This is a genomic window from Halobellus sp. EA9 (genome assembly GCF_051195055.1).
GTDB lineage: Archaea > Halobacteriota > Halobacteria > Halobacteriales > Haloferacaceae > Haloquadratum > Haloquadratum rubicundus.
On record NZ_JBNTJW010000011.1, the window covers coordinates 1 to 25,180 of the forward strand.

At 67.1% G+C, this 25,180-nt stretch carries 33 protein-coding genes; 24 read left to right on the top strand and 9 right to left on the bottom strand.

What is annotated here, in order from left to right:
• Nucleotides 1-282 precede the first annotated feature (282 nt).
• The 8 genes from ACQUQ0_RS13805 to ACQUQ0_RS13840 all read left to right on the top strand — a co-directional run bounded on the left by ACQUQ0_RS13805 (nt 283) and on the right by ACQUQ0_RS13840 (nt 4,916).
• Complete coding sequence (locus tag ACQUQ0_RS13805; RefSeq protein WP_435185887.1) at nt 283-1,080, top strand: Cdc6/Cdc18 family protein; 798 nt, start codon at nt 283-285, stop codon at nt 1,078-1,080.
• A gap of 625 nt (nt 1,081-1,705) precedes the next feature.
• Nucleotides 1,706-1,984: a ribbon-helix-helix domain-containing protein gene (locus ACQUQ0_RS13810; RefSeq protein ID WP_053969312.1), complete on the top strand. Its 279-nt coding sequence runs from the start codon at nt 1,706-1,708 to the stop codon at nt 1,982-1,984.
• A complete protein-coding gene (locus tag ACQUQ0_RS13815) occupies nt 1,977-2,261 on the top strand; it encodes a type II toxin-antitoxin system RelE family toxin (RefSeq protein WP_435185888.1) in 285 nt (94 codons plus the stop codon). The genes ACQUQ0_RS13810 and ACQUQ0_RS13815 overlap by 8 nt, the downstream gene beginning before the upstream one ends.
• Before the next feature lie 770 nt (nt 2,262-3,031).
• A complete protein-coding gene (locus ACQUQ0_RS13820) occupies nt 3,032-3,793 on the top strand; it encodes a DUF7124 domain-containing protein (RefSeq protein ID WP_435185890.1) in 762 nt (253 codons plus the stop codon).
• A 48-nt stretch (nt 3,794-3,841) separates the two neighbouring features.
• Nucleotides 3,842-4,105: a hypothetical protein gene (locus ACQUQ0_RS13825; protein ID WP_435185893.1), complete on the top strand. Its 264-nt coding sequence runs from the start codon at nt 3,842-3,844 to the stop codon at nt 4,103-4,105.
• A complete protein-coding gene (locus ACQUQ0_RS13830; protein ID WP_372387236.1) occupies nt 4,105-4,248 on the top strand; it encodes a hypothetical protein in 144 nt (47 codons plus the stop codon). The genes ACQUQ0_RS13825 and ACQUQ0_RS13830 overlap by 1 nt, the downstream gene beginning before the upstream one ends.
• A complete protein-coding gene (locus ACQUQ0_RS13835; RefSeq protein ID WP_372387234.1) occupies nt 4,245-4,583 on the top strand; it encodes a hypothetical protein in 339 nt (112 codons plus the stop codon). The genes ACQUQ0_RS13830 and ACQUQ0_RS13835 overlap by 4 nt, the downstream gene beginning before the upstream one ends.
• Nucleotides 4,584-4,772: 189 nt before the next feature.
• Nucleotides 4,773-4,916 carry a hypothetical protein gene (locus tag ACQUQ0_RS13840; RefSeq protein WP_435185895.1) on the top strand — a complete coding sequence of 48 codons (144 nt, stop codon included), beginning with the start codon at nt 4,773-4,775 and terminating at the stop codon, nt 4,914-4,916.
• A gap of 7 nt (nt 4,917-4,923) precedes the next feature.
• Here the strand turns inward: ACQUQ0_RS13840 and ACQUQ0_RS13845 are convergent, their stop codons facing one another.
• On the bottom strand, nt 4,924-6,141 hold the full coding sequence (locus ACQUQ0_RS13845) for a DUF7405 family protein (RefSeq protein ID WP_435185897.1): 1,218 nt from the start codon (nt 6,139-6,141) through the stop codon (nt 4,924-4,926).
• Between the two features lie 79 nt (nt 6,142-6,220).
• Here ACQUQ0_RS13845 and ACQUQ0_RS13850 point away from each other — a divergent pair, with 79 nt between their 5' ends.
• From ACQUQ0_RS13850 to ACQUQ0_RS13860, 3 genes are read left to right on the top strand one after another with little or no spacing between them, the layout of a single operon-like run.
• Nucleotides 6,221-6,361 (top strand): hypothetical protein, encoded by a 141-nt coding sequence (locus ACQUQ0_RS13850; RefSeq protein ID WP_372387228.1) that lies wholly within the window; start codon nt 6,221-6,223, stop codon nt 6,359-6,361.
• On the top strand, nt 6,352-6,630 hold the full coding sequence (locus ACQUQ0_RS13855; RefSeq protein WP_435185899.1) for a hypothetical protein: 279 nt from the start codon (nt 6,352-6,354) through the stop codon (nt 6,628-6,630). Before ACQUQ0_RS13850 ends, ACQUQ0_RS13855 begins: the two co-directional genes overlap by 10 nt.
• A complete protein-coding gene (locus ACQUQ0_RS13860; protein WP_372387224.1) occupies nt 6,623-6,850 on the top strand; it encodes a hypothetical protein in 228 nt (75 codons plus the stop codon). Before ACQUQ0_RS13855 ends, ACQUQ0_RS13860 begins: the two co-directional genes overlap by 8 nt.
• Nucleotides 6,851-6,854: 4 nt before the next feature.
• Here ACQUQ0_RS13860 and ACQUQ0_RS13865 read toward each other — a convergent pair whose 3' ends face one another.
• Both ACQUQ0_RS13865 and ACQUQ0_RS13870 read right to left on the bottom strand, forming a co-directional pair.
• The gene (locus ACQUQ0_RS13865; protein ID WP_372387222.1) at nt 6,855-7,481 is read right to left on the bottom strand and encodes a TorD/DmsD family molecular chaperone; all 627 of its coding nucleotides are present in this window, start codon (nt 7,479-7,481) and stop codon (nt 6,855-6,857) included.
• Nucleotides 7,481-9,667, bottom strand: coding sequence for a hydrogenase iron-sulfur subunit (locus tag ACQUQ0_RS13870; protein WP_435185901.1), 2,187 nt, complete (start codon nt 9,665-9,667; stop codon nt 7,481-7,483). Before ACQUQ0_RS13870 ends, ACQUQ0_RS13865 begins: the two co-directional genes overlap by 1 nt.
• Before the next feature lie 198 nt (nt 9,668-9,865).
• Between ACQUQ0_RS13870 and ACQUQ0_RS13875 the strand changes: the two genes are divergently transcribed.
• The 4 genes from ACQUQ0_RS13875 to ACQUQ0_RS13890 are packed head-to-tail and all read left to right on the top strand — an operon-like array spanning nt 9,866 to nt 15,314.
• Nucleotides 9,866-13,225, top strand: a complete 3,360-nt coding sequence (locus ACQUQ0_RS13875) for a formate dehydrogenase subunit alpha (RefSeq protein WP_435185902.1) — start codon at nt 9,866-9,868, stop codon at nt 13,223-13,225.
• Nucleotides 13,226-13,261: 36 nt separating this feature from the next.
• Entirely contained in the window at nt 13,262-13,903 is a 642-nt protein-coding gene (locus ACQUQ0_RS13880; protein ID WP_435185904.1) for a 4Fe-4S dicluster domain-containing protein, read from the top strand.
• On the top strand, nt 13,900-14,307 hold the full coding sequence (locus ACQUQ0_RS13885) for a hypothetical protein (protein WP_435185906.1): 408 nt from the start codon (nt 13,900-13,902) through the stop codon (nt 14,305-14,307). The genes ACQUQ0_RS13880 and ACQUQ0_RS13885 overlap by 4 nt, the downstream gene beginning before the upstream one ends.
• The gene (locus ACQUQ0_RS13890; protein WP_435185907.1) at nt 14,304-15,314 is read left to right on the top strand and encodes a cytochrome b/b6 domain-containing protein; all 1,011 of its coding nucleotides are present in this window, start codon (nt 14,304-14,306) and stop codon (nt 15,312-15,314) included. Before ACQUQ0_RS13885 ends, ACQUQ0_RS13890 begins: the two co-directional genes overlap by 4 nt.
• Before the next feature lie 46 nt (nt 15,315-15,360).
• Here the strand turns inward: ACQUQ0_RS13890 and ACQUQ0_RS13895 are convergent, their stop codons facing one another.
• Nucleotides 15,361-15,756 carry a hypothetical protein gene (locus ACQUQ0_RS13895; RefSeq protein WP_372387213.1) on the bottom strand — a complete coding sequence of 132 codons (396 nt, stop codon included), beginning with the start codon at nt 15,754-15,756 and terminating at the stop codon, nt 15,361-15,363.
• A 110-nt stretch (nt 15,757-15,866) separates the two neighbouring features.
• Here ACQUQ0_RS13895 and ACQUQ0_RS13900 point away from each other — a divergent pair, with 110 nt between their 5' ends.
• Nucleotides 15,867-16,049 (top strand): hypothetical protein, encoded by a 183-nt coding sequence (locus tag ACQUQ0_RS13900; RefSeq protein WP_372387212.1) that lies wholly within the window; start codon nt 15,867-15,869, stop codon nt 16,047-16,049.
• 68 nt (nt 16,050-16,117) lie between these two features.
• On the opposite strand, the gene ACQUQ0_RS13905 is transcribed toward ACQUQ0_RS13900, so the two are convergent.
• Nucleotides 16,118-16,741 carry a metal-dependent hydrolase gene (locus ACQUQ0_RS13905; RefSeq protein WP_372387210.1) on the bottom strand — a complete coding sequence of 208 codons (624 nt, stop codon included), beginning with the start codon at nt 16,739-16,741 and terminating at the stop codon, nt 16,118-16,120.
• A gap of 121 nt (nt 16,742-16,862) precedes the next feature.
• Between ACQUQ0_RS13905 and ACQUQ0_RS13910 the strand changes: the two genes are divergently transcribed.
• Both ACQUQ0_RS13910 and ACQUQ0_RS13915 read left to right on the top strand, forming a co-directional pair.
• On the top strand, nt 16,863-17,501 hold the full coding sequence (locus ACQUQ0_RS13910; RefSeq protein ID WP_435185909.1) for a hypothetical protein: 639 nt from the start codon (nt 16,863-16,865) through the stop codon (nt 17,499-17,501).
• 172 nt (nt 17,502-17,673) lie between these two features.
• Nucleotides 17,674-18,330 carry a potassium channel family protein gene (locus ACQUQ0_RS13915; protein WP_435185911.1) on the top strand — a complete coding sequence of 219 codons (657 nt, stop codon included), beginning with the start codon at nt 17,674-17,676 and terminating at the stop codon, nt 18,328-18,330.
• 442 nt (nt 18,331-18,772) lie between these two features.
• Here ACQUQ0_RS13915 and ACQUQ0_RS13920 read toward each other — a convergent pair whose 3' ends face one another.
• Genes ACQUQ0_RS13920 through ACQUQ0_RS13930 form a run of 3 tightly spaced genes read right to left on the bottom strand, consistent with a single transcriptional unit; the run spans nt 18,773 to nt 20,953 of the window.
• The gene (locus ACQUQ0_RS13920) at nt 18,773-19,192 is read right to left on the bottom strand and encodes a YeeE/YedE family protein (protein WP_435185912.1); all 420 of its coding nucleotides are present in this window, start codon (nt 19,190-19,192) and stop codon (nt 18,773-18,775) included.
• Between the two features lies 1 nt (nt 19,193).
• Nucleotides 19,194-19,751 carry a YeeE/YedE family protein gene (locus ACQUQ0_RS13925; RefSeq protein ID WP_435185914.1) on the bottom strand — a complete coding sequence of 186 codons (558 nt, stop codon included), beginning with the start codon at nt 19,749-19,751 and terminating at the stop codon, nt 19,194-19,196.
• Between the two features lie 8 nt (nt 19,752-19,759).
• Nucleotides 19,760-20,953 carry an MBL fold metallo-hydrolase gene (locus ACQUQ0_RS13930; RefSeq protein WP_435185916.1) on the bottom strand — a complete coding sequence of 398 codons (1,194 nt, stop codon included), beginning with the start codon at nt 20,951-20,953 and terminating at the stop codon, nt 19,760-19,762.
• 333 nt (nt 20,954-21,286) lie between these two features.
• Here ACQUQ0_RS13930 and ACQUQ0_RS13935 point away from each other — a divergent pair, with 333 nt between their 5' ends.
• The 5 genes from ACQUQ0_RS13935 (at nt 21,287) to ACQUQ0_RS13955 (ending at nt 23,724) form a co-directional block, all read left to right on the top strand.
• The gene (locus ACQUQ0_RS13935; RefSeq protein WP_435185918.1) at nt 21,287-21,532 is read left to right on the top strand and encodes a sulfurtransferase TusA family protein; all 246 of its coding nucleotides are present in this window, start codon (nt 21,287-21,289) and stop codon (nt 21,530-21,532) included.
• Nucleotides 21,533-21,535: 3 nt separating this feature from the next.
• Nucleotides 21,536-21,919 carry a DsrE family protein gene (locus ACQUQ0_RS13940; protein WP_435185920.1) on the top strand — a complete coding sequence of 128 codons (384 nt, stop codon included), beginning with the start codon at nt 21,536-21,538 and terminating at the stop codon, nt 21,917-21,919.
• Between the two features lies 1 nt (nt 21,920).
• Entirely contained in the window at nt 21,921-22,514 is a 594-nt protein-coding gene (locus ACQUQ0_RS13945; protein WP_435185922.1) for a DsrE/DsrF/DrsH-like family protein, read from the top strand.
• A 98-nt stretch (nt 22,515-22,612) separates the two neighbouring features.
• Entirely contained in the window at nt 22,613-23,224 is a 612-nt protein-coding gene (locus ACQUQ0_RS13950; protein WP_435185924.1) for a DUF7384 family protein, read from the top strand.
• Nucleotides 23,225-23,283: 59 nt separating this feature from the next.
• Nucleotides 23,284-23,724 (top strand): rhodanese-like domain-containing protein, encoded by a 441-nt coding sequence (locus ACQUQ0_RS13955; RefSeq protein WP_435185926.1) that lies wholly within the window; start codon nt 23,284-23,286, stop codon nt 23,722-23,724.
• A 337-nt stretch (nt 23,725-24,061) separates the two neighbouring features.
• Here the strand turns inward: ACQUQ0_RS13955 and ACQUQ0_RS13960 are convergent, their stop codons facing one another.
• A complete protein-coding gene (locus ACQUQ0_RS13960; RefSeq protein ID WP_372387191.1) occupies nt 24,062-24,652 on the bottom strand; it encodes a 50S ribosomal protein L15e in 591 nt (196 codons plus the stop codon).
• Nucleotides 24,653-24,863: 211 nt separating this feature from the next.
• Here ACQUQ0_RS13960 and ACQUQ0_RS13965 point away from each other — a divergent pair, with 211 nt between their 5' ends.
• A complete protein-coding gene (locus ACQUQ0_RS13965) occupies nt 24,864-25,178 on the top strand; it encodes a hypothetical protein (protein ID WP_435185928.1) in 315 nt (104 codons plus the stop codon).
• Nucleotides 25,179-25,180: the final 2 nt, after the last annotated feature.

Below are 25,180 nucleotides of genomic sequence, written 5' to 3' on the forward strand. Positions count from 1 at the left end.
GAGGATCAGCAATGCATCGAAGATGCAGATTCAAGCTCTACTGGAGGAGTCAGAACGGTCTCGATGTGATCGACTGAATCTAACAAGCACGGCTATTGGCACTTTGAATGAAATCGGTCTCACTATTTCTAACACTATGACCGGTCAGATCGCGTAACTGATGCGTGCAGTTCTGCTTTGTTGAAGAGCTACTACGAGCGTCTGAATTGGAAGGTTCGTGGTATCAAGTGAAGTCTACCCCCGACACGGGTTTTTGAAACTCAGGCTTCTGGTTCATTCTCTATGTTTGGATCCAAGAATAGTGGCCGCGGTGTTCTCCGCAACGAGACTTATCTGGATACGAGTTATCGGCCGGGGAAGCCGGTTGGAAGACAGTCTGAGGTTCAGCGTGTTGTGGAGGCGGTGCGGCCTGTGACACGTCGGAAGACTCCTGAAAACCTGTTAGTGTATGGTCCTGCCGGCGTTGGGAAGACAACTGTTGTCCGGTACGTCTTCGATCGGTTGGAGGAAGAGACGACGTCGAAGGCTGTGTATATCAACTGCTGGCAGTACAACACTCGGCCAAGTCTCCTGACCGAGTTACTGATCCAGCTCGGATATCCGGCTCCACGGAAAGGGAGACCGGTCGACGAGTTGTTGTCGAAGATTGGGGAGTGGCTGGATAAGAACCGAGGTGTTGCTGTCGCGTTAGATGAGTTCGATCAACTGGAGGATCCGACCGAAGTTATCTACGATCTCCAGCTGGTCAACGAGGAAAGCGATAACAGTCTCGGCCTGGTAATGGTTTCCAATCAGCCGCCGCGTCAGGTCGAGCTAGATCCACGTAGTCGGTCACGTTTGAACTGTCAGACACTCCAGTTCAATCCGTATACCGCGTCCCGGCTCGCAGAGATTCTTGAGAAGCGGGTGGAGCAAGCGTTCAGGCCAGGTGCGGTCCCGGATGAGGTCATTGAGGCGATCGCTGAACAGGTGGCGGAGCAGTCCGGTGACTGCCGGAAAGCATTGCAGAAGCTGCTTGATGCGGGACGGAAAGCGGAGCAAAATGATCAGAGAACTCTTTCTGTAGAGCTGGTAGATTGAAGAGTTAACTCGCCGCACAGACCTCGGATTATGTCTCAGGCCCGAAGCCTGCTTGCCCGGTGTTTCAAGGGGATGCAAGATAATACTACAGTGACGGAGAAACCTGCCAGCACCCGAAAATACGGCAGAATCCCAGGACAGCGTCGACACTCAACACACCGATAGACAACGTGTTGCCTGAATCCGGACAAAACTCCAGTTTCAGGCCACGGAAGGTGTCAACGTCTTGGTAAGGACGAGAGCGCGGGTTCAAATCCCGCCTCAGGCTCTTTATGCCGTACACTCCTTGTACGCACACTTTTCTGACTACGCTCGCTTGAACGAAACCCGTTCAAGATTCGCTTCTCTCGCTAAACAGGGCATCCCTCGCCGTAATGCGATTCGTCAAACTGTCAGGACACACAAACTAATTCACAGACAGCGGCGGATTAGACCCGAAATCGACCGGGGGCGCGTCCCCTCAGGTGACACCCCGGATTTCGCTAATCCACACTCACGGGACGGACGATGAACCGTAGTCAGGAATGTGATAGAACTGCTCCTCGATGCGGCTATCCACGTCGGTTACGCGGCCAGTGAGATTCCGCCGAAACGACTATTGGTAAGACCATCGTATTACGTCTATATGTCCGAAGCGGCCACAAACGACGACGGCGGAGACGACATCGCCACGGTCAACTTCAAACTCACCGAGTCGTTCCTCGAACAGATAGACGATACGTGGCAGGGACGCGGGTTCAACAGCCGAAGCGAGTTCATTCGGTACACGCTTCGAGACGCCGTCGAGTTCCCGACGTTCGACCGCGACGAACTCGTCGCCCTGCTCGAAGCCGAGGAGGACATCCGCGAGGGGCGAACGACGAGCGCAGAGGAGGCCCGCGAGCGGTTCGGCACGGATGAGTGACGACGGGTGGACGTGGGAACTCTCCTCGACGGCCGAAGACGACCTCGACGGACTGTCCCCCACCGACCAAGACCGGATACTCGACAAGCTCGATGAAATCGTCTCCTCGCCGTGGCGCGACCCGCCGGACTACGGTGAGCCACTCCAGAACAGCCCGTACAAGAAGATACGCGTCGGGGAGTTCCGGCTCTCAGTGAGCTTCCGGCAGGACGACCAGCGGCTCGTCGTCGCGCGTATCAAGCGTCGGGGCGGCGCGTACACCGCTGATGACGACTAAATAGTTGGATATACGCCGGCAGATATTTTTCAGCTCCTGACTGACTTCTCGATATGGTTCCCCGTGTCGATGAAGTGAGAACGAGATGAGTCTCCTAACCGCTTACAACGGTCTGTTGATTCGAGTCGGCCTGTACTTGCTTGTATTTTGGCCGACTGTCGGCTACTACGTGTATTCCGATTCGAAGAAACGGGAGTTCTCCAATCCACAACTTCGTGGTGTCGTCTTAGGGTTCTTGGGCATCCTCGGGTTATTCATCCACTTGTATATCGTCCAACGACAGGGCTGAGTTCTCTCGTCACGTTTGCCCGGCTCGATGAAATGGGCCATTCAGCTGAACTACTCGAACCCTACACAATTCTGATGTGACGGGTGCGGCAACGCTCACCCGAACACGGTTGTCGTTTTCCGGTGTCCACAGACGACATACGGGGCCGAATACCCAATTCTTTTATAAGTAGCGTTGTTGATAAAGAGATAAGAAACACGCAAAGTGGAAGTTTGCGGCAAAGGTAGCCGCTTTCAGGGCCGAAAGCCTCCTCGGTAAAGCAAGTCCTTGGTAAGGACGAGAGTCCCGGCGTTCTTTCCCGGTCTAAGCTCTTTCTCTCGCGTGTTCGTCCGAACGGCCTCAGGTATGCCGAGCGACCGGAGCGCCGTCCCGCGGAAACTTTATCACTCGACGTACGCTTGTGGCACCAGATGACACACCCCGCTTCCGACGGCGGACCGCAGGCCGAGTACGCGCCGGGCGCGGGGAGGCCACTCGAACGATGACCGACCACGTAAATCTGGACGAACTGACGACCGGGGGCGAGCGCGAGGACGATTCGGACGACGGCGACTGGCTCAGTCCCGAGAACACGGCACCCGGGGGCGACCGCGACGACGGAACAGCGGCCGCAGACGTATCAGCACCACCCGGAAGCCCGGGCTCCGACGACGGATCCGAGACCGTCGACGCCGCGGCCAACGGCGAGGCGGCCCGGGCCGACCCCGCCGAGACGCGGGTCCCGCACGTCCCCCGCTCGGACAAGGACAAGCCCGTCGGCATTCCGAAGGAGGGCGGCGGTGCGGGCGGCGCCGCCGGAGGCGAGTCGAGCGCGGCCGACGGGGCCGACGCGGACGCGGCGAGCGGATCCGACGCGGAGAACGCCGGCCCGCACGGCCGCGGCGTGGACGAGATGACGCTGGCGCTGACCTACGAGGCGGCGACGGCGCTGGCGAATCCGTCGGGGGCGTTCGCCGACGCGAACCGCTGGGCGGACTGGATCGGCATCGTCGGCGGCGTCCCCGCGCACGTCCTCAACAAGTTCCAGCGGGACCACCACCTCGATCTGGACTTCTTCAACGGATCGGGGATGGAGCCGGCCGAGCGGCTCGCCGACATCGACGAGAACTCGATGTTCTACGCCGAGCGGCTGGTGCTTGTCGGCCGCGAGGGCGAGGAGGGCATCGCCGAGCGGGCCAACTGGGAGTTCCTCCCGCTGTCGGAGGCCGCCGAGAAGGCCGGCTGGGACCACGAGGGTGCGTGACATAGTTTTTTGACGGCCGGTGTGTAATATCCGTGAGAGGCGTACACAATGAGCTTGCGAACGGCACTCAGGGAGGCGCGCATCGTCACCGTCGCGATACTGGTCGCGACGCTGTGGACGGTGCTGACGATACTGGACATAGCGGGACAGTTCAACTGGATGGCCTTCGACACGTCGGCGTACGTCGGTCGGACGGCCGTCGGCGGCGTCGTCGGGCTCCTCGTGTTGATCGCGTTCCTCGGCCTGCTCGTCGGCCTCTACAGCGAGGTCACGGAAGCCGATCCCGCACCCGAGACCTGGCCCCCCCAGTGATGCCGTACTTCGAGTGTTCCGTCTGCGGGACGATGGCCAACCTCGGGCGGTTCGAGCGGTCGGAACTCAAACAGGAGTGTCCGGAGTGCGGCGAGGAGACGCTCTGGGAGACGGCCTTCGAGGGCGAGGGGGTCTCGTATTGACCCTCTCGTTCACCGTCGACGACCGCTTTCACGCGGCGGCCGAAGAGTGGGGCGAACAGCGGCTGATGGACACCGAGGAGGCCTTGGAGACCAAGGTCGAGCAGGCCCTCCTGGAGATCGAACACCTCGTCGCGGGCGTCCACGAGGTCGAATTCACCGTCGACGGCCGGGAGGTGCGCTACGAGCCGACCGACGACCTCGCCGCGTTCCTCGAATCCCAGGCCGCGGAGGCGGGCATCGACGAGGCGGCGGTCCTGAAACTGCACGTCGACCTCTTCGCCAGCGTCTTCCTCGACGACGACGAGGAGCGGCCGCCGAACGCGCCGCCGACCTGAGACCGCTGGCCCCCGATTTCGGTCTCGGTCTCATTCTCGCGTTCTCGCTCCCGCTTCCGTTCGGTCTTACTCCCGCTCCCGGTATTGTCCTGCGATAATCACCACAGCCGGAGAGTGCGACCGCCGGCGAACGGCGACCGGCTGTCCCCGACACAAACGTTAAGCCGCCGGCCCGCAGACTGGTGTGGTATGGCACACCACGAGACGGACTACGAGCCGGAGGGGGCCGTCGAGGAGTACAACGGGTTCAAGGTCTGGGACCACGGCGTCTGGCCGGTCGACATAAGTCCCGGCGAGGTCGACGGCGACGTGACCGCGCCCGACGAGGAGTAACCGAAGATCAGGGGAAGGCCCGATTCCGCCGGGGCGGGACGTAGAAGTTCGCCCGAGAAGCGACCGTGATGAAGTTCAACAGGCCGTTGTTCGAGCGGTCGGTCACGTCCTCGTGGTCGTCGCGGAGGTACCACCCGTTCATCGCTCGTCGCGTCTTCTCGAAGTCCGCGAGCGACGCCTGCAACGAGAGGAAGTGGAGGCCCGCCTGCCCGCCGTCGACGGTGTTGAAGTCCCGCCGGAGGATGATCGGCCGACCGTCCTCGCGGGCGCGGGCGACCTTCTCGTGGTGCCCCGCGACGCCGTGGTCCGCGACGCGCTCTGCTACCCCGCCCGTGAAGGGGACCGTGGTCTCGAAGTCCGCCAGGTCCGCGGGGTCGACGTCGCCGGCGAACATCCGCTCGACCCGTTCGGACTCGCTCAGGTCCCACCAGACCGACAGCGACTCATCGAGCCGCGAGAGGTGCATCGTCGTCCCGCCCTCGTAGGGGCCGTCCGCGATGGTGACCCGGTCCTCGGTGGCCTGGGTGCCCTGCCGCCCCGAAAAGAAGCCCGTAAAGAGCGGCGCGTCCTCGGGGACGGCGCCCGCGGGCACCCCCTCGGCGTCCGTGTGTGCCGCGGGGAGCCCCTCGCCGACGAACCCCGTTCGGCGACCGCGGACGGTGAACACGTCGGCGAGGTGGGCGTCGACGGACACGCCGTTCAGCGTCTCGCGGTCCCCGCGGAGCGCGCTCTCGGCCGCAGCCAGGTGCGAGGGCACGTCGCTGGCCAAGACCACCGCGGCGTCGAACGCGAGGAGGTCCGGGTCGTCGGTCCGGGAGATGACCCGCGGTTCCCTGATGGGCCCGGAGTCGAGCCGCCCGCGCCGCTCGAAGTACCGCGACCCCCACGCCAGCATGTGGAACAGGCCGCCGGGACCCCAGTCGTAGGCGCCCTCCAGCGTGCGCATCGCCCGCTCGACGGTCCGGGCGTCGTCGTCGTCGGGCGTCGTGTCCAGGTCCAAGAGGAGCACGCGGTGGTGGCGGGGCGGCAGGGGATTGCCGTGGCGGTCGCTCCGGAGCGCGCCGTCCCAGGCGTGCTGGCGGTCGGGCAGGCCCTCGGCGTGCGGATTCGGCGGCAGGTCCGCGGGCGTCGGCGCGCGCTCTCCGAGAACGCGCATACAGCCCGAGAGCCCGAGGCTGCTGCAGAGGCCGGCCAGTGTGCCCAGTACTGTGCGGCGTGATGACATTGCACGCGCCTAGGGGCACGTCGACAAAAGCGTTGCGTGGGCGCAAGCGTTTACTTACTCTGCCCGTATTCCCGTGTGTGTGACACTCGTTCCCATCCACGCCGGGCCGAATCTGCCGCTGTCGCCGCGGCTGGCCGTCACCATCCTCGGCGTCGGTGCCGTCGTGTTCTTCCTCGTGCTCTTCGACATCTATCGCCGGGAGGTGGGCGGATGGCCGTAGAGTCCGACGACCGGATGGGAATCGACGCCGCGACCGCCCTGGGGTACGTCCGCATCGCGGTGTACCTCCTGACGTCGCTTCTGGGCCTGTCGCTGTTGCTCGTCGGCACCGTCGCCATCATCGCCGAGGTGAAGGGCACCTGGCACTGGGCGATTCACCTGCAGTCGACGCTCAGTTACACCGCCGTCTTCGTCAGCCGGCTGCTCGTCGTGCTCGGCCCGCTGTTCGTGATCTTGGTCGTCGGCCGGGCGGTGATCGACGATGCGTGAGACCGGCCGGTACGCCGGGTCGGTCGCCCTCGCGAGTCTCGTGGTGCTGTGTATCGTCGTCGGCGCCGTCGGCTTCGTGGCCCTGCTCGCGGAGTTCGAACAGAGCTGGACCGCCTACCACATCATGGAGCGGACCGTCGAGCAGTCGACGCCCGTGGCCGTCGCGCTGGCGGCCGTCGCGCTCGCGACCTCCTTCGCCGCCGTCTACCGCGCGGGCTAGCGCCTCAGGCGAGCTGGGCGACCAGTTCGTCCTCGAAGGTGACGAGCCCACGGAAGAGCAGCGCGGCCGCGAGGAACAGCCCGTCGTCGGCCTCCTCGCGCATCTCCGCGAGGAACGGATCGACCCACTGCTGGAGGTGCTCTTCGATGAACACCCGCTCGAAGCCGACCGTCTCCGCGTCGCCCCGCCGCTGGCGCTCGATCAGGTGCCGCAGGAAGGCCAACTCGACGGCGATGAAGTCGTCCTCTTCGGGGTACTCCTCCGGGGGGCTCCACCCGGCGGCCGCGTAGCTGGCCGACACCTCGGCCAGCCCCTCCCCGAGGAAGTCGGTGTCGTCCCGGTAGTACGTCTCGTGGGGGAGCACGGGGGGACGCGGCCCGACGAACAGGAGGGTGTACTCCCGCTCCAGTTCCTGGTGGACCGACTCGGGCGAGCGGTCGCGGTTGCGCTCGCGCCAGGCTTCGAGCCGCTCGAAGCCCTCGTCGATGTGGTCGGTGATCGGGTCGTCGGGCATCGACACCGACCCGTCCAACAGCTCGGCGACGAACTCCTCGCCCGGCGTGTCCCAGAACACCTCGATGCAGAAGTCCACCAGTTCGAGGCGGGCGTCGTAGACGGCGGCGTCGTCCATCAGTTCTCACCCCGCTGGAAGAGGAGCCCCGCGCGACAGTCGCTGCAGTACTCGAAGATGCTGTGGTCGCTGTCGGGGGCGATGCCGGCCACCTGCTCGCCGACCTCGTCTTGGATCTTCTCGGCGGACTCGACGCTCGTGAAGGGCTTGCCGCACCGGACGCACTCCAGGATCTCGCCCTCGTAGACCGTCTCCCAGGCCTCGCCGCCGCGGTTCTCGGGCAGCCGCGAGAGGTCCAGGCCGTCCCGCATCGTGATGGCCGTCTCGGGACAGCCCTCCTCGCAGAGGCCGCAGTTGACGCAGCGCTCGTGGTTGAACAGCAGGTCCGCCTCGTCGGTGCGCTGGACGGCGTCGGTCGGACAGAGGTTCGTACACGTCGGCGTGAGGTTGCAGGCGTCCGAGACCTCCATCCAGCCGAAGTCCTTCAGCCCGCGGACGAGGTCGCGCTCGGGGTCGACGTGGTCGGTGATGGCCCGCACGCTCTCTAGGGTCCACTCGTGGCTGTTGAACGCGGGGCCGTGACCGTCGCCGCCGGGCGGTCGCGGGCCGCCGTCGGCCATCGCGGCACCGCCGCTCCCGGCGCCGGCGGCGACGTCGCGGGCGCGGCCCTCGGCGACGTGTTCGCCCGCCGGGACCGGCGACTCACCGAGCCCGTCGACGAACGTCGACAGCTCCGCGACGAACGAGTCCGGCCCCTCGGTCTCGGGCGCGAAGAAGCCGACGCGCTCGCCGAGGCCGAGGTCCGTCGTCGCGCGGTTCAGCCGCTCGACCAGCTCGACCTTCGGGTCGGGCCCCGAGTGCAGGCAGTCGCCGCCGCACCCGACGACGGCCACGCCGTCGGCGCCCGCGGCGAGCGCGTGCATCACGTGGGCCTCGCCGACCGTGTCCGTGCAGTTGACCTCGACGGGCAGGACCGGCGGGTAGTCGACGTCGTCGGCGTGACGGGCGCGGCGGCCGTAGGCCCGGAGGCGCTCTGCGGCCCGCTCCGAGCAGACGAACGCGACCACCTCGGTCTCGATGGCGGCGTCGCTCCCCCACGAGAACCACCCGCCCTCGTCGTTCTCGGCGGTCAGGAGAGCCTCCACCTCGCGGGCGATGCGCTCGTTGGAGGGCTCTCTGAGCCCCGTCGCGCCCGTCGGACACGAACTCGTGCAGGCGCCGCAGTCCTGGCAGGCCACCTCGTCGAAGGCCACCTCGTCGACGGTGACCCGGTCGACGGCGCCGTGGGGACAGGCGTCGACGCACTCGTTGCACCCCCGCTGACTGGACGCGCCGGACGCGCACACGTCCATATCGAGATCGAGGTACTGCGGGTGTTCGATGCCGCCGAGGCGGGACTCGACGGCCGCGACGGTGCCGGCGTCGATCTGGCTGGTGTAGAGCCCGACCTCGCCGGCCGGGGCCGCGGGCCGGGCGCCCGGGATCACCACCTGATCGAAGGTGAGCGTCCGCTCGACGCCGTCGAGGTCGATCGCGTCGGTCGGACAGACCTCGACCCACTCGCCGCCGTCGGCCTCGGGCGCGACGTCGACGGGGTCGGCGGTCACCATCCCGTCGGGCCCCTCCCGGACGCACTCCATACAGTCGATGCAGTCGTCTGTGACCCGCGCCTCCAGCCTCACATCGAAGGCGCCGAAGTGCCCCTCGACCGCCGTCACGCGGCCGCGCTCGACGGTCACGTCCGACAGTTCCTCGACGTCAGCGAAGTCCCGGCCGTCGGCGATCAGCGTCACGTCGGCCGTGTCGGCGAGCGCCGCCGCGCCCTCGGCGTCGCCGACGACCGCCACGCTGTCGCCCGCGTCGCGGGAGACGGTCCGCGAGATGGCCTCCTGTTCGAGGCCGGCGTACGTGCGGTTGATCAGGCGCGCCACCTTCTCTGTGGCCGCCTGCTCGTCGTGGACCCAGGCGGCGCCCTCGCGGTGGTCGACGAACGCGGTGGCGTCGGGGTGGAGCCCCTGTGCGTCCGCGACCTCGCGGATGCGCGCCTGGCAACCGTCGGCGGGCGTCGTCGCGATGACCTGGTCGAGGTCGTACTCCTCGATGACCTGGGCCATCGGCTCCCGCCCGTCCTGACAGAGCAGTTCGGAGCTGGCGACCACGTCGACGTCGCGGACGCCGTCCCGAACGGACTCGAGATCGATGTCACAGGAGCCACCACAGGAACACACGAAGGCGCCGACGTTCATAGCCTGTGGCATGAGTGACCTACCCAAATGCCTTTCGCCGAATCGCCGAATCGAAACTGAATGCCGTTTCACTTCCAGCGAAAATTACTGGATTTTGGTTTAGGGCGCCCTAAATACGACATTAACTTTTATTATAGATTGCGCGGAAGCACTATGGGAGTCGGCTATGCTACCAATTCGCATACCGAGGGGTTGTGTATGAGTGCTGAACCGGTATCGCTCGACCTCGACCGGCGGTCGTTCCTGAAAGCGAGCGCCTTGGCGGGGGGGCTGACGCTGGCTGGTGGAGGCGTCGGGCAGGCACTCGCACAGGGCGAGGGCGAGGTCGACGGGCAAGACACCACGGGTGAGCGTTCGAAGACGATCTGTAACTACTGTTCGGTCGGGTGCGGCTTCCTGGGCGAAAAGCAGGGCGACGCGTTCGTCGGAATGGAGCCGTGGGAAGAACACCCGATAAACAGCGGGTCGCTGTGTTCGAAGGGGGCCGGCATCTACGAGACCGAACACTCCGAAAAGCGGGTCAAGCACCCGATGATACAGGAGGACGGCGAGTGGCGCAAGCTCTCGTGGGACGACGCCTACGACCGGCTGGCCACGGACATCCGGGCGCTGTGGCCCGACGATCCGACGAGCCCGTCGGACGCCGTCGACGTCGACCAGGAACTCAGCCGCGAGAGCGTGATGTTGCTCGGCAGCGCCCACCACTCCAACGAGGAGTCCTACGCCATCAGGAAGCTGGCGGCGTTCATGGGCACGAACAACATCGACCACCAGGCGCGGATCTGCCACTCGACGACCGTCGCCGGCCTCGCGAACACGTGGGGCTACGGCGCGATGACGAACACGATCAACGACTATCGGAACTTCGAGCTCAACATCATCGTCGGGCAGAACCCCGCCGAGGCCCACCCCATCGCGATGCAGCACATCCTGGAGGGCCAGAAGCGCGGCGGGACCATCCTCTGTCTGGACCCGCGGTTCACCAAGACCGCGGCCCACGCCGACGAGTTCGTCCGGTTCCGTCCCGGGACCGACGTGGCGCTGATGATGGGGGTCATCAAGGACCTCCGGGACCGCCACGGGCTGGCGGTCGACCCCGACGCCGACGACAGCGGCCAGAACATGCTGACAGACCGCGTCCAGGGCTGGGAGGACGCGGCCGCGGAACTCGACCGCTACGACAAGGAGACCGTCTCCGACATCACCTGGGTCTCGGTCGAGGACATCGAGCGCATCGCGGACCTCATCGCCGAGAACCGCCCGCACGTCCAGATCGAGTGGGCGATGGGCGGCACCCAGCACAACAACGGCACCCAGAACATCCGCTCGTACGCGCTCACGAGCCTCGCGTCCGGAAGCTCGGCGCGCGTCGGCGGCGGCCTGCAGGTGATGCGCGGCCACGCCAACGTCCAGGGCGCGACGGACCTCGCGGTGGCGAGCCACATCCTGCCGGGGTACTACGGGCTGACGCCCGGCGGCTGGTCGTGGTGGGCCGACGTGTGGGACAACACGCCGCAGACGAGCGGCTCCACCTCGTTCGCGGATATGTACGAGCGGTTCGAGCTGATGCCGCCGGACAAGTACATCAGACAGAGCCCGCAGTACGAGGGCTCGGAGGACGTCGACCTCCCGGCGAGCCGGGACGCTCCGGGTCACGGGCCGACGAACCCCGCCGAGAACTCGATGATGTTCCAGAACGGGCTGACGGTCGCCCGGTGGTTCGAGGCGGCGCTCGATCAGGGCGACCGGTATCAGGAGACGCCGATCTACCAGCCCGAGCAGCTGAAGATCGCGGTGTTCTGGGGCCACTCGGCGAACTCCATCAGCGAGATGGAACAGATGAAAGAGGGGATGGAGAACCTCGACCTGCTCGTGGTCATCGACCTGTTCCCCTCCGTGGCGAGCGTCCTCCCCGACTACGAGGACGGCCCGCCGGTGTTGCTGTTGCCGGCCTCCAGCCAGTACGAGCACTACCGCTCGCTGACCAACTCCCACCGCTCGACCCAGTGGTCCGAGCCGGTCGGCCCGCCGAAGCACAACTCCAAGCCCGACCTGCAGATCATGCAGGAACTGGCCGACCGCCTGGGCTTCGGCGAGCACTTCGACTGGGGCGAGGGTCCGGAGATCCACAACGGCAAGTCCAGTTACGAGTCGGTCATCCGGGAGTTCAACCTCGGGACGATGACCATCGGCTACCGCCAGACGCCCGAGCGCCTCCAGCAGCACCTGGAGTACGACTACGCGTTCTCCGACGAGGACCTGCAGGCCGCGCCGGGGACGCCCGTCGAGGGCGAGTACTGGATGCTCCCCTGGCCCTGCTGGGGCGAGGGCCACCCGGGGACGCCCATCATCTGGAACGACGACTGGGACCCCCGCGAGGGCGGCCAGGACTTCCGCGCGCGCTGGGGCGTGCAGGCGCCGACCCCCGAGGACTGGGACGCGATGCCGACGGACGAACCGTACCCCTTCCAGGAGACGCTCGACGCCGTCGGCGACACCTACGACAGCCAGGCGGACGCGCTGAGCCTCCTGCGCGATCCATACGACCCCGACTGGGCGGGCGAACGCGAGAGCGCCGAGGATGGGATGGTCCACGGCGTGCCCGAGTATCCGGGCTGGAAGACCACCTTCCCCGAGAGCGTGCTCGATCCGACACGGGACACCCAATCGGACGAGCTCACGATCCCGCAGGAACACGCGCTGAACCCGGATCAGTCGGTCTACACGGCCGCGCAGGCCCTGAATCAGAACCCGCTGATGGACAAGGACATCGACGAGGCGTTCTACGAGCAGTACGACTACCGGCAGGTCGACGCGCCGACCGGACGCGGGCGGGCGCGGGCGGTCGTCTGGAACTTCCTCGACAAGGTGCCGGTCCACCGCGAGCCCATCGAGAGCCCGCGGCCGGACCTGGTCGAAGAGTGGCCCGCGAACGGCCAACAGCTCAACTTCTACCGGCTCGACCAGAACAACGCCGTCGAACAGCAGCGGGCGACGGACATCATCCACGGCGACGGCGACGGGCCGGACCTCGATACGATCATGACGACCGGCCGGCAGGTCGAACACCAGGGCGGCGGCGCGGAGACGCGGAACAACATCCACACCGCCGACCTGCAGCCGCATATGTACGCCGAGATGACGCCCGCGAAGGCCGACGAGCTCGGCGTCGACGGCGGCGACCTCGTGGTCGTCTCCTCGACCGACAGGGGCTCCGTGCTGGTGAAGGCGCGCGTGACAGACCGCCCCAACGACAGCGAGGTGTTCCTGCCGTACCACTGGGGCGGCGTCTTCAAGGGCCAGAGCCTCGAGGACAAATACCCCGAGGGGATGGTCCCCTACGCGATCGGCGACTCGGCCAACGCCATCACGGCGCGCGGCTACGACGTCGAGACCCAGATGCAGGAGACGAAGGTGTCGATGGTCGCCGTCCGGCCGGCGACGCCGGAACTGCTCGAACAGCTCAACATGGACGTCGACATCGAGTTCCCGCAGGACCGCGAGGGCGTGGGCCTCCAGAAGGACTTCGACGTCCGCGACAGCAAGACGGTCCAATAGGAGTGACACCGAATGTCAAAATCATCTAAGGAAGTAATGAGTGACGGCGTGATGAGTGTCGGCGAGGGGACCCGCATCTTCCCCGACGTGGAGGCCTGCATCGACTGCGGTGGGTGCGTCGTCGCCTGCAAGCGGACGTGGGACGTGCCGCGGGACGAACAGCGGATCAGCATCTCGACGATGCTGGAGGGGCAAGAGGGCGCCGACGGGATGAACGCCGCCAGCGGCCGGGCGCTGGAGGCCGGCGAAAACCCCGGCGAGACGGCCATTCCGATGCAGTGTTACCACTGCTCGGACGCGCCCTGCGTGTCGGTCTGTCCGACCGACTCGCTCATCAAGACCGACGGCGACTTCGTCGACGTCCGCGACGACCTCTGTATCGGCTGTCAGTACTGCCTGTCGGCCTGTCCGTTCGGCGCGCCGCAGTTCCCCGAGGAGGACGAGGGGGCCGCCAAGCTGTTCGGCACGGGCGGGACGATGGACAAGTGTACGATGTGCGAAGAGCGCCAGGACGTCGGCAAGGGCCCGGCCTGCGCCGAGGAGTGCGCCACCGACGCCATCCTCGTCGGCTCGCCCGGCGAGATCGCCGACGAGATGGAAAAGCGCGACAGCGGCGTCTTCTTCAACGAAACCGCTATGAACGTGATCTTCGGCGAGAACGCGGGTGAGTTCGCATGAGCCACGCGGAGGACCTCCCCGAGGTCCGGGGGTACGATGCCTGGCAGGTCTACCTCAGCGCGCTCGTCGGGGTCGCGGTGGCGGCGCTGTCCATCTGGTGGGCCTCGGGGTTCGGCCCGTTCTACGAGACGCTGTTCCGGGTGGGTCCGACGGCGACCGGTCCCAACCGCGGGGTCGGGGCCGATTGGGTGGTCGGGAACACCATCCCCGCGCTGGACTTCCTCGTCGCCCTGGTCCACGCCGCCGACGTCCTGATGGGGCTTTTCATCCTCCTGATGGTGTTCCTCCACTGGGCGGCGTTCCGGCGGCTGGCCAACCGAATGCGCCAGCCCGGCGAGACGGGCGGGGAGGCCGTCGCCGCCGACGGCGGCACCACCGGCGGTGAGGGGGGTGCGTCCGAATGACCAATCTCGATCACGGGAAGTTCACGCGCGTCACCACGGTCTTCCACTCGCTTCTGGCGCTCGACGTGTTCTTCCTGTTTTTCACCGGCTACGGCATCATGTTCAACGACGAGCTGTGGTGGCTGGTGAGCCTGATGGGCGGCACCGCGGGCGTGGCGGCCGTTCACCGGGTCGCCGGGGCCGGCCTCGTCGCTCTCGTCGTGTTCTGGATCGTCCTCCAGGTGGTCTCTCCGACCGGCCGGAGCAACTTCCGCGAGATCCTCCCCGAACGGGGAGACATAGAGGCGTTCGTCCAGGACATCAGGTTTATGCTCGGACGGGTCGACGAACGCCATCCCAACGCCCGACAGTTCGCCGGTCACACGGCCGACGAGGTGCCCCTGCTGTCGTACGTCGGCAAGGGCGTCGTGTTCATCTTCGCCATCGAGCTGACGCTTCTGACCATCTCGGGGCTGCTCATCTGGAGCAAGACCGGGATTATGGAGCTCTTCGCGACGAAGGCGGCCGCGATGGCGTTCGTCGTCTTCCATGGACTGCTCGGCGTCATTATGCTGATGGGCGTGATGTTCCACATCTACGAACACGGCTTCCACCCCGCGTTCTACCCCATCGAGACGAAGGCGTTCATCCCGCGGAGCATGGTCCCGGAGCACCACGGCGACGGGGAGCCGGAGGGCACCGGCATCGGGAATCTGTCGCTGTCGCCTTCCTGGCGGTGGGCCTCGACGGTGGTGGGCTCGTTCGTCGTCATCGGCATCGTCTCGGTGCTGTTGGGGAGCCTGTTCGACGAGGGGTATCCCGTCCCCCGCGAGCTCGCCGTCGGCGGCGGGCCGACGAACCTCCTCTTGACCGTCGGGATCAACATCGGCATCTTCGTCCTGCTCTTCGGCCTCGTGCTGTCGATGTACGGGAACGTGCTGCGCGTCCGCTGGGAGCGCGAACTCGAAAAGGAAGTCAGCGAGGACGGTCGCACCGCCACCGACGGCGGCGAGCCCGCAGAAGACTGACCGGGGCCGTCGCCGTTCTCCCATTTAGTATGTTACGCCTCTCCGCTCAGAGGAGCTTCGCGCCCTGCTCGGAGAGTTCGACGGTGACGTCCTGTCGCGTCTGTTCCTGTATCTGGTCGATGTTGCGCGTGAGGACGTTCAGGATGTCCTCGGGCTCCGGGTAGACGAGCATATTGCCGTCCTGGTCTTCCATCACGAGCTGGGTGTCCGACAGGGCGACCTGGTCGTTCTCGATGCGGGCGACGATGGCCGGAAGCGCCTCCGCGCCGCCGGGGTCGCCCTCTTCGACCATCGTGATGTACACGCCGTCGAGGCTCACGAGGTCCTTGTACTCCCTGACCTGCTTTGCGCACCGGACCATATCCCGCGTCACGGCGGTCTTCTGCTCGTTTCCGTGTTCGCCCTCGTGGCAGTGCTTGCAGACCCTGAGTTCGATTCGCATACCACCCCGTAACAGGGGGATCGACATTACCCTTTGGCCCGCCGCAGTCCCCGGTTCCCGCGGCCCCGATCGGGTCCACCTTTTTGTAATATCGTGATAATTCATAGCATATGGCAGGGATACTGTACACCGTGTACGCTGCGGCGGTACTGCTACTGGCACTCGCGGGCGTGGTGTTCGTGTTCACCCGCGAGGGCGGGTCCGGGGAGTCGGCGTGGTCGCGGTGGAGCACCGTCGTCGCGCTGGCGGTGTTCCTCGTCGGACTCGTCGTGTCGACCTTGTCGATGGCCTGATCGCGACGTCGGAAAAGAGCGCGGTAGAGGGCGAGGGCCGCACCCAGCGACGGCAGAAGCGAAAACGATTACCGGAAGTCCTCGACGAACCGGGCCGGAAGGCGGGCCACGAGCTGATCGGGGAGCGCGTCGACGACGACTTCGGCGGCGAGCACCATCGGCTTCCGCAGCAACACGTAGACGGCCGAGACCGCGACGGCGGCGAAAACGACCGACTCGGCGAGGCCGTCGAGGACGAACGCCGCGGGGACCGCGAAGCCGACCGCGAGCGCGAGGTCCTCGGGGGCGCCGTCGTAGCGGATCCACCGGCGGGGGCGGATCCACCGGCCGTGGTAGTGGCTGTAGACGGCCCGCTCGGAGGTCCCGAGCCACGGCTTCAGTTCGAGCCCGCCGCCGAGGGCGTCCATCGCCGAGTGCAGCGCCGCGGCGGCGAGGAACAGGGCCGCGCCGACGGCGAGGGGCGTCCCGACCGCGACCGCGACGGGGGTCGCGAGGGCGGCGGCGACGCCGAAGTACACCGGGAAGTGGAGCGTCCGGCGGTGGCCGGCGTAGAGGTCGAAGTCCGGGAACAGGCCGCCCAGCGCCGCGGCGGCGACCGGCAGGAGCGACGTTCCGGCCGCGCTCTCGGGGAACAGCGCGCCGACGGTCACGGCGAGCACGACGCCCGCGAGCGCGTGCGTGGTAGCCATCATCACCGCGTGGTAGGCGAATCCGGCGTAAGACAGTTTCGCGTGTCGCGCTAGCACGTGTGGCGAGGAATGCGCCAGATTCGCGGGGCTCCCGTTTTTCACCGCGGGCCGCGAACGGCCGGCTATGCGGCTTCCCTCCCGGACGACGGCCGCGCGGCTCGCAGCGAGCGCGATGCGGATGACCATCGCGGTCGTCCTCGGCGTCGGCGTCGCGACGCTGAACCTCGGGGTCGTCGTCAACGCCGTCTTCGCCCTCGGCGTGACCTACCTGCCCGCGCTCCTCCGGCGGGACTGGAATCTCCGCCTCTCGCCGGGGCTCACGCTCGTGGTGACGCTTTCGGTGCTCCTCCACACGCTCGGGATGATCGGCCTCTACGAGAGTGTCGTGTGGTACGATCACTTGACACACACGTTCTCGGCCGCGCTCGTCGCCGCCGTGGGCTACGCCGCCACCCGCGCCATCGACCTCCACTCGGAGGCCGTCTCCTTTCCCCCGCGGTTCCTCTCGGTGTTCCTGCTCCTCTTCACGCTCGCGCTCGGCGTGTTCTGGGAGGTCGTCGAGTTCGTCGGGCGGCTCGCGGCGGACGCGGCGGGCGCGGAGGCCGTCCTGATCCAGTACGGGCTGAAGGACACGATCCAGGATCTCGTCTTCGACAGCGTCGGCGCGCTCCTCGTGGCGCTGTTCGGCACCGAGCGGCTCTCCGATCTCGTCGAGTCGATTCGCGAGCGCCTCCTGGCGGCGAGCGCCGCGGACGCCGAGTGATAGTAATTACGCTCACTGTTTACCGCCGAACGCCGTTACCGGGGTGGCGTTCGGCGGTAAGAGACGAGAGCAATCACTATGAGTCGACGCCGCGTGCCCTCCGCTCCCGTCCCGGACTTCCCGGCTCCGTGCGGGTCCACGCTTTTGTGTGCGGAGTGCGTTACGTTGGCATATGACGTTCATCATCGTCGGGTACGGACGGGTGGGCGCGCGGACCGCGCGGATCCTCCACGAGGAGGGCCGGGCGGTCGTCGTCGTCGAGAACGACCCCGACAAGGCCGAACGGGCCCGCGAGGCCGGCTTCGAGGTCGTCGAGGGCGACGGGACCAACGAGTCGGTGCTGAAGCGGGCCGGCGTCGAGAACGCCGTCGCGCTCGGCGGCTTCACCGGCGATCCGAACAGCAACTTCGCGGCCTGTATGATCGGCAAGGGCTTCGGCTGTCGCGTGGTGATGCGGATCAGCGAGGACTACCGGGAGGAGATCTACGAGCGCTACGAGGAGGACGTCGACGAGGTCGTCTACCCCGAGCGGCTGGGCGCCGCGGGCGCGAAGACGGCGCTCCTCGGCGGGAGCTTCAGCGCGCTCGGCGAGCTCACAGAGCAGCTCCGGCTCACGACGGTGACGATCCCCGCGGACGCGCCGGTGGTCGGACAGAAGGTCAACGAGATCGACCTCGGCGACTTCGGGCGGATCTACGCGCACGGTCGCGAGCGCGAGGAGATGACGATTCCCCTCCCCGGGACCGTCGTCGAGGCCGGCGACCAGCTCGCGCTCGTGGTCGACGACGACGGGCTCGAACGGACGCGAGCGGCGCTGCTGGGCGAGTGAGGGAACGAGCGCCGAAAGGCGGTCGAGTGCGTCGCCGGGGGGACGACGACGCCGTCGAACCGGGGTGCAACGCCGCGTGCCGGGCGCGCGGTGGGAGGATGGGAGCGACGGGAGCGCCCACACTGGGACTCGCGACCGCGAGGCGATCGAACGAGCGGGACGTGCGAGCGCTCCCATCACGAGGCGAAGCCCCGTGAGGCCGTCGGTGCGCGCCCGAGTGTGTGATCGGCCGTTCGTGACTTAAAACCGCGTCAGACGAGAGGCAGACTTCTAGCACACATCCTGTCGCAGTCTGGTAATTATCCCAGGCTGACAGGCGAAACCAACGTCGGCGGGGAGGGAAGAGTGGTCGGCAGTGGATCGGGATCGTCGCGGGCGCGGGCGTGGCGAGGGCGCTCACGCGGTCGGGGTCGGGGACGATCCCGACGCGGAAGAGGCGGGCTCAGCTCCGGACGTAGCCCTGGAGGTACGCGCCGACGAACATCCCGGCGAGCGCCCACAGGATGGTGACGTTGCCGACGCCCAGGCTGGCGTAGGCCGCGCCGGGGCAGATGCCCGAGAGCCCCCAGCCGACGCCGAAGATCGCGCCCCCGACGAGGACGTTCCGGTCGAAGGGCTTGAGCCGCCGCTCGTATGGGTCGCCCGTCAGCGGCGCGGCGTCGCGGATCCGGGGCATCACGGCGAAGCCGATCCCGGTGACGATCGCGGCGCCGAACATCACGAAGATCAGGCCGAAGTCCTCAAACTGGAGGAAATTCAGCACGACCTCCGGCCGGGCCATCTGGCTGAAGCCGAGGCCGAAGCCGAAGATCAGCCCGCCGACGAGGATCAGCGGCATAAAGAGGGGATGCCGATCAGCCATCTTATGGACTCACCCCCAAAGCGGCGACGACCTGCGCGGTCACGATGGCGACGAAGAGGAACGTCGCCACCCCGACGAGCGACGTCTTCGAGGCCGAGCCGACGCCGCAGACGCCGTGGCCGGAGGTACACCCCTTGCCGATCCGGGTGCCGATCCCGACCAGGACGCCGCCGAGGAACAGCCGCCACGGCTGGACGTCCGTCGTCCACAGCGTCACGCCGAGGGCCTCGTACAGTTGGCCCGTCGAGCCGGGCTCGTAGAGCGACGTCGTGATCACGCCCGACTGGACGGTCGCGGCGAAGGCGAACGCGCCCAGGATGATCCCGAACGTGAACACGACGCGCCAGTCCCGCGAGCCGACGTATCGCTGGAACCGGGACTGCTCGGAGACGTACGACAGCGTCGATTCCAGGAACGTGCTCGCGCCGGCGGCGATGCCGGTCCCGACGTAGATCACGACCGCGCCGAGGCCCACGAGCAGTCCGCCGACGGCGTAGCGGCTGATCCCGTCGGGGAACAGCTCGGCGAACAGCTGGAGCGGTACCGGATCAGCGACCATCGGCCCGATCAGTCACCCGCGAGCGATTCCTGGCTCGCCGCGCAGTTGTTCGGGCCGAGTTCGAGGGTGAACGCCTCCTCGTCGTCGACGGCGTGCTGTCCGAGGTTGGTCGCGATGATCTCCTCGTAGTTGGCCGGCCGCGGCGGCATGTCCGCGAGGATCAGGTCGACGAACGCGTCCTCGTCCATCGAGAGCGCGTCCATGTCCGCTTTCAGGTCGCCGATCGGGGCCGTGTAGGTCCCGTCGGCGGCGGGCTCGGCGGCGTCGCTGAAGTGGGCACCGCCGACGAGCGTGTCGTCGGGGAGCGAGAGCACGCGCTCTTGGAGCGACTCGTAGAGCATCCGCGCGGCGTCGGGCGCGCCCTCGTCGCCCTCTTCGAGGTCGGGGCGGGCGACGCTCTCGACGAAGAGCCCGTCGCCGGTCGCGAGCAGGCTCCCACCGAGCAGGTAGGAGGTCATACCGGTAGTGTGGCCCGGCGTGTAGATAGCTTCGACGGTCGCTTCGTCGACCTCGAAGGTGTCGCCGTCGGCGGCCGTCGTCAGCTCGTCGGCGTAGGTGACGCCGCGGTCGACCGCGTTCGCGGGGAGGACGCCCTCGACGCCCTCGTCGTCGAGGTCGCGCACGCCCGAGATGTGGTCCGCGTGGATGTGCGTATCGAAGGCGTAGACGAGGTCGGCGCCGAGCTCGTCGGCGTCGTCGAGGTAGCGGTCGGTGAACGCCCGCAGCGGGTCGACGACGGCCGCCTCGCCGCCGGCGACGAGCAGGTAGCCGAGACAGCCCGAGGAGGGGCGCTGGTACTGATAGAGGGTGCCGGCGCCGTCGTATCTGGCGACCTCGACGCGCTCGTAGATGCGCGCCCAGCCGTTCATTCCGTCTTCGAGGTGATCGACGTCGTATCCCCGTTCTGCGAGCGTGCCCGCGACGTACTCGCTGGCGCCGCCCTTCGCGCACAGGACGGTGACCTCGCGGTCGTCGGGGATCGAAGCGAGGACGTCGTCGTCGATCTCCTCGTCGAGGAACTGGAAGTACGGGACGTTGATCGAGGTGACGTTCTCGCCGTCGATGCGCCACTCCTCGTAGTCGGACTGCATCCGCGCGTCGAGGATCGTGACGTCCTCGCCGGCGTCGATGCGGTCCTTGAGCGTTTCCGGGTCGACACTCTCGACGTCCGCGTCGGGCGTCGGGAAGTCTTCGGGATCCATATTGTGCATCCGTTCGTACCGGGTAGGCGCACAAAAGAGTTTGCATAGTAATTCGTACTTTATGCAATATAGATGGTCGGGAGAAACGGAAGCGACACGCCGACCAAACGGCAGACGAAGCCGAGAGACAGTTCTGATTCCAATATGTCCGCACATCTGCCGTTCACTGCGATCAGTTAGTACTGTTTTCCGCGCGTTTCCGAGCGCGACCGCATATTGGGTCAGAAAATTCGCGGGAGTAGAAGTGTACCGTAGATACAAGAACCGACATTCTTTTAATCTCCGCATTGATATTGTGCAGTAGCTCCAATACGAACAAGGAGCGGACCTACAATGAGTGTGAATTTCGACATCACGGAGACGCTCGACGTGAAAGGTGCCTCGTGTCCGATGCCGGTCGTGAAGACGAAGTCCGCCGTCGACGACCTCGACGAGGGCGACGTGCTGGAAGTGGTCGCCACGGACCCCGGCAGTATGAGCGACCTCGACGGCTGGGCGTCCGGCACCGACGGCGTCGAGATGCTGGACCAGGTCGAGGGCGACGACGTGTACAAGCACTACGTGCGCAAGACGGAGTGAACGATGGAGAAGATCGGAATCATCGTCGACAGCGACAGCCCGAAGAGCCTCGCGATGGCGATGAACCTCGGGCACACCGCGCTGGCGTCGGACATGGAGGTGCTCGTCTACTTCACGTTCGACGGTCTCACGCACCTCCTGGAGGGCGAAAAGGACGTCTCGGAGATCCAGCCGCTGCTCGAGGAGGGGATGCCGAACCCCTACGACCTCCTGGACGCGTTCGTCGCCGACGGCGGCGACGCCGTCACGACGGTCGCCTGCACGACCACGCTGGACATGCTCGCGTGGGACCAGGAGGCCATCGACGACGACGTGACGACGAAGTTCGCCGGCGCAGCGACCTTCCTCGAAGCCGTCGACGACGCCGACCAGGTGTTCAGCTTCTAATATGAGCACGGACACCCCCGACGCCGGCGAGAACGCCCCCGGAGACGCCGGCGAGCCGCCGGCGCGCGCGGAGCTGGCCGCGCGCGTCGACGAACTCGAAGCGCGGCTGGCCGAGGGCGACGACGCCGACGACGGCGGAAAGAAGATGTCCATCATCGCCACGAAGGGGACGCTCGACATGGCGTATCCCCCGCTCATCCTGGCGAGCACGGCCGCCGCGTTCGGCTACGAGGTGACGGTCTTCCACACCTTCTGGGGTCTGGACATCCTCCACGAGGAGCGCTCGACGGACCTCAAGCTCAGTTCGGTCGGCAACCCCAATATGCCGGTCCCGAACGTCGTCGGCGCGCTCCCCGGGATGGACCGCGTCACGACCTCGATGATGGAACGGCGGATCGAAGACAACGACACCGCGACCATCGAAGAGCTCATCGAGACCTCCCTGGAGATGGGCGTGGAGTTCCAGGCCTGTCAGATGACGATCGACCTGATGGGCTACGACGAGGACGACTTCTACGACGGCGTCCGCACGGGCGTCGGCGCGGCGACGGCCATCCAGGATATGGCCGAGGCCGACATCCAGCTCCTGATCTAGCTTCGACCGCCCGCGATCGCCGGCCGGCCCACACGTTCCCTTCTCCGCGACGGCCGAAACCGGTAGCCTTCTTGCGCGCGGCCCCCGAAGATGAGGGTATGGAGTCGTGGGGCGCGCTCTTCGATCGGGCGGCCGAGGCCGACATCGAGGAGGCGGCGATCGGCCGGGCGCTCGAACGGGTCCGCGATCGGGAGCGAAACGGTAGCGACGCGACCGGGAGCGACGGCGACGTGTCGCCGCCGGCGGAGTCCGGGCCGGCGCGCGTCGTCGCCGACGCCGACGTCCTCGCGGCCGACCTCCTGGTCGACGGCGACGCCCGGCGCGCGCTCGATCACCTCCGGGCCCACTCCTGGACGACCCTCGTCGCGAGCGACCCGCTCGTGGACGACGCCGCGGCGGTCGTGGCCGACCTCGCCGACGACGCCCTCGCGGCGGACTGGCGCGAACGGGTCGACGTGTGGCGCGAGCCCGTCTCCCAGCCCGTCGGCGACCACCCGGCGCTCGCCTCGGCGTACCGCGGCGGCGCGATGCACCTGCTGTCCCTCGACGAGCGACTCCTCTCGACGCAGGCGAGCGCGACGCTCGGCGGCCGCCTGTCGGTGAGCGCCCGCCACCCGCGGGCGTTCGCGACGCTGTTCGATCCCGAGGGCCTCTACGGGGAGGTCGCGGGCGGCGAGTACCCCGGCCCGGATCGGGACCCACGCGAGTGAGGTCGATCCCGAGGCGGGACCGAAGCGTGTTTCCGCGGCGGGCCGTAGAGTGAGGCGAGATGGTAGACGAGATCACGCCCGCGGCGCTGCGTGCGCGACTCGACGACGTCGACGACGGGAGCGGCGATGGCGACGGCGACTCGGATGCGGACGCTCACGCCGACGACGACCCCGCGGTCTCGGTCGTCGACATCAGGGACCCCGCCTCCTACGCCGACGGCCACGTCGCGGGCGCGGTGAACGTCCCGCCGAACCGCCTCTCGACGGCCGCCCTCGACGCGGCGTGGGCGCGGGCCGACGAGGTCGTCGTCGCCTGTTACGTCGGCAAGAGCTCCAAGCGGGTCGCGTCGATGCTGGACCGCCACCTCGACACGGACGTGTCGAGCCTCCGCGGCGGCTTCGACGCCTGGGACGGCCCGACCGAGGACCGCTCATCGTCGACGGGATCGGCGGCCGCTCCCGACGAGGGGCCGACCAACGGCCCCGAGGCGCCATTCTGACCGGGCGACGGAGTCGCCGCTGGCGGATCAGCTCCGAAAAAACGGTGTGGTCGCGGCCGGACCCGCCGTCGTCAGGCCTGCCAGCGGAGCCCGCAGTTCCCGCAGACCCGCAGGCCGCCCTCCTCGGCCTCGACGTCGTCGGATCGGCACTTCGGACACTGTGAGTCGCCTTCGAGTTCCATACCCGCGGTGGTCAGTCGGTATTGAAAAAAGAGGAGGGCGATTCTCGCGAGCGAGGAGTCGAAGGCGTCGTTATGTGCTCGAAGTGGCCACTCTCAGGATTGTCCGCGCGAAAAAACGGAGAGTCCGATCGGAGCGTCGAGGGACGGCCGCGCCGTTACTTTCCGCGCCGGCGGTCCGAGGAGATGCTCGGACGGGTGTGCTCGGCGCCCTTGCCGCGAGTCCGGAGGCCGCGGTTGGACTTGCCGGCGTTGGTGAGGCCGCGGAACGCCCGGCCCTTCTGGTCGTCGCTGCAGATCCAGTTGAGGTCGTCGTCGTTCTCGATCGCGGGGTGCTCGGGATCGACGAGGATCACCTCGTGCCACTTCTGGGAGCCGTCTTCGCCGACCCAGTAGGAGGCGAGCGTCCGGAGGTTCGGGTGCTTGCGCGCGGCCCGTTCCTCGGCGATGCGCTGGATGCTCTTGCGGCGGCCGATGCGGTTGACGCCCTGGCGCTTCGACCGGCGGCCGGCCTTGAAGCGCTGCTTGCGGGCGCCGCCCTTGCGGACGGAGACGCGCACCACGACGATGCCCTGCTTGGCCTTGTAGCCGAGCTCGCGGGCCTTGTCGAGGCGCGTCGGTCGGTCGACGCGGACGATGGCGCCCTGGTCGCGCCACTCCTGCTTTCGTTGCCACTGCAGCTCGGCGAGCTTGCCGTCGCCGGGCTGCTTCCACGCGTCCTTGATGTGGGAGTAGAAGCTTCGTGCCATTGTGTCACCACGGGCGCTTGCGATTCGGGCGGCGTTCGACGCCGGCCCACATTTCGTCCCGATCCCTCGGGTGCCCGCTGGCGTCCCGTTCGACCAGCGAGTTGGTCACGCTACCGCCGTGGCGCTCTTAACGACTTCGAATGCGGACCGGGCGCCGCACCGGCGCTACGGGAACGAACGGCTTTTGACGCCGGGTATCGGAGGCGTACCTATGGCTACGGAAACGCAGAGCGGACTCTCCGATCACCTCCGGGGGGTCACGGTCACCACCCTCGCCTGTCTCGCCGGCGTCGTCGCCGCGCTGGCGTCGGCGAGCGTCGTCGGGACCGACGCGGCCGCCGCGACGAGCCGACAGACGCTGATGATCGTCGCGGGGTTCGTCGTCCTCCAGTTCCCGATCCTGCGGCTGGGCGGGATCGACGTCTCCGACTTCGGGGCGAAGGACTACCTCTACGTGGCGTTCATGACGTTCGCGCTGTGGTTCATCACGTTCGGCATTCTCCTGACCGAGGGCGTCGCGCTGTAAGC

Bases quoted from the DNA above. Each gene is read 5' to 3' on its own strand.
- ACQUQ0_RS13805 (WP_435185887.1), top strand. From the start codon at position 283: ATGTTTGGATCCAAGAATAGTGGCCGCGGTGTTCTCCGCAACGAGACT.
- ACQUQ0_RS13810 (WP_053969312.1), top strand. From the start codon at position 1,706: ATGTCCGAAGCGGCCACAAACGACGACGGCGGAGACGACATCGCCACG.
- ACQUQ0_RS13815 (WP_435185888.1), top strand. From the start codon at position 1,977: ATGAGTGACGACGGGTGGACGTGGGAACTCTCCTCGACGGCCGAAGAC.
- ACQUQ0_RS13820 (WP_435185890.1), top strand. From the start codon at position 3,032: ATGACCGACCACGTAAATCTGGACGAACTGACGACCGGGGGCGAGCGC.
- ACQUQ0_RS13825 (WP_435185893.1), top strand. From the start codon at position 3,842: ATGAGCTTGCGAACGGCACTCAGGGAGGCGCGCATCGTCACCGTCGCG.
- ACQUQ0_RS13830 (WP_372387236.1), top strand. From the start codon at position 4,105: ATGCCGTACTTCGAGTGTTCCGTCTGCGGGACGATGGCCAACCTCGGG.
- ACQUQ0_RS13840 (WP_435185895.1), top strand. From the start codon at position 4,773: ATGGCACACCACGAGACGGACTACGAGCCGGAGGGGGCCGTCGAGGAG.
- ACQUQ0_RS13845 (WP_435185897.1), bottom strand. From the start codon at position 6,141: ATGTCATCACGCCGCACAGTACTGGGCACACTGGCCGGCCTCTGCAGC.
- ACQUQ0_RS13855 (WP_435185899.1), top strand. From the start codon at position 6,352: ATGGCCGTAGAGTCCGACGACCGGATGGGAATCGACGCCGCGACCGCC.
- ACQUQ0_RS13860 (WP_372387224.1), top strand. From the start codon at position 6,623: ATGCGTGAGACCGGCCGGTACGCCGGGTCGGTCGCCCTCGCGAGTCTC.
- ACQUQ0_RS13865 (WP_372387222.1), bottom strand. From the start codon at position 7,481: ATGGACGACGCCGCCGTCTACGACGCCCGCCTCGAACTGGTGGACTTC.
- ACQUQ0_RS13870 (WP_435185901.1), bottom strand. From the start codon at position 9,667: ATGAACGTCGGCGCCTTCGTGTGTTCCTGTGGTGGCTCCTGTGACATC.
- ACQUQ0_RS13875 (WP_435185902.1), top strand. From the start codon at position 9,866: ATGAGTGCTGAACCGGTATCGCTCGACCTCGACCGGCGGTCGTTCCTG.
- ACQUQ0_RS13880 (WP_435185904.1), top strand. From the start codon at position 13,262: ATGAGTGACGGCGTGATGAGTGTCGGCGAGGGGACCCGCATCTTCCCC.
- ACQUQ0_RS13885 (WP_435185906.1), top strand. From the start codon at position 13,900: ATGAGCCACGCGGAGGACCTCCCCGAGGTCCGGGGGTACGATGCCTGG.
- ACQUQ0_RS13890 (WP_435185907.1), top strand. From the start codon at position 14,304: ATGACCAATCTCGATCACGGGAAGTTCACGCGCGTCACCACGGTCTTC.
- ACQUQ0_RS13895 (WP_372387213.1), bottom strand. From the start codon at position 15,756: ATGCGAATCGAACTCAGGGTCTGCAAGCACTGCCACGAGGGCGAACAC.
- ACQUQ0_RS13900 (WP_372387212.1), top strand. From the start codon at position 15,867: ATGGCAGGGATACTGTACACCGTGTACGCTGCGGCGGTACTGCTACTG.
- ACQUQ0_RS13905 (WP_372387210.1), bottom strand. From the start codon at position 16,741: ATGATGGCTACCACGCACGCGCTCGCGGGCGTCGTGCTCGCCGTGACC.
- ACQUQ0_RS13910 (WP_435185909.1), top strand. From the start codon at position 16,863: ATGCGGCTTCCCTCCCGGACGACGGCCGCGCGGCTCGCAGCGAGCGCG.
- ACQUQ0_RS13915 (WP_435185911.1), top strand. From the start codon at position 17,674: ATGACGTTCATCATCGTCGGGTACGGACGGGTGGGCGCGCGGACCGCG.
- ACQUQ0_RS13920 (WP_435185912.1), bottom strand. From the start codon at position 19,192: ATGGCTGATCGGCATCCCCTCTTTATGCCGCTGATCCTCGTCGGCGGG.
- ACQUQ0_RS13925 (WP_435185914.1), bottom strand. From the start codon at position 19,751: ATGGTCGCTGATCCGGTACCGCTCCAGCTGTTCGCCGAGCTGTTCCCC.
- ACQUQ0_RS13930 (WP_435185916.1), bottom strand. From the start codon at position 20,953: ATGGATCCCGAAGACTTCCCGACGCCCGACGCGGACGTCGAGAGTGTC.
- ACQUQ0_RS13935 (WP_435185918.1), top strand. From the start codon at position 21,287: ATGAGTGTGAATTTCGACATCACGGAGACGCTCGACGTGAAAGGTGCC.
- ACQUQ0_RS13940 (WP_435185920.1), top strand. From the start codon at position 21,536: ATGGAGAAGATCGGAATCATCGTCGACAGCGACAGCCCGAAGAGCCTC.
- ACQUQ0_RS13945 (WP_435185922.1), top strand. From the start codon at position 21,921: ATGAGCACGGACACCCCCGACGCCGGCGAGAACGCCCCCGGAGACGCC.
- ACQUQ0_RS13950 (WP_435185924.1), top strand. From the start codon at position 22,613: ATGGAGTCGTGGGGCGCGCTCTTCGATCGGGCGGCCGAGGCCGACATC.
- ACQUQ0_RS13955 (WP_435185926.1), top strand. From the start codon at position 23,284: ATGGTAGACGAGATCACGCCCGCGGCGCTGCGTGCGCGACTCGACGAC.
- ACQUQ0_RS13960 (WP_372387191.1), bottom strand. From the start codon at position 24,652: ATGGCACGAAGCTTCTACTCCCACATCAAGGACGCGTGGAAGCAGCCC.
- ACQUQ0_RS13965 (WP_435185928.1), top strand. From the start codon at position 24,864: ATGGCTACGGAAACGCAGAGCGGACTCTCCGATCACCTCCGGGGGGTC.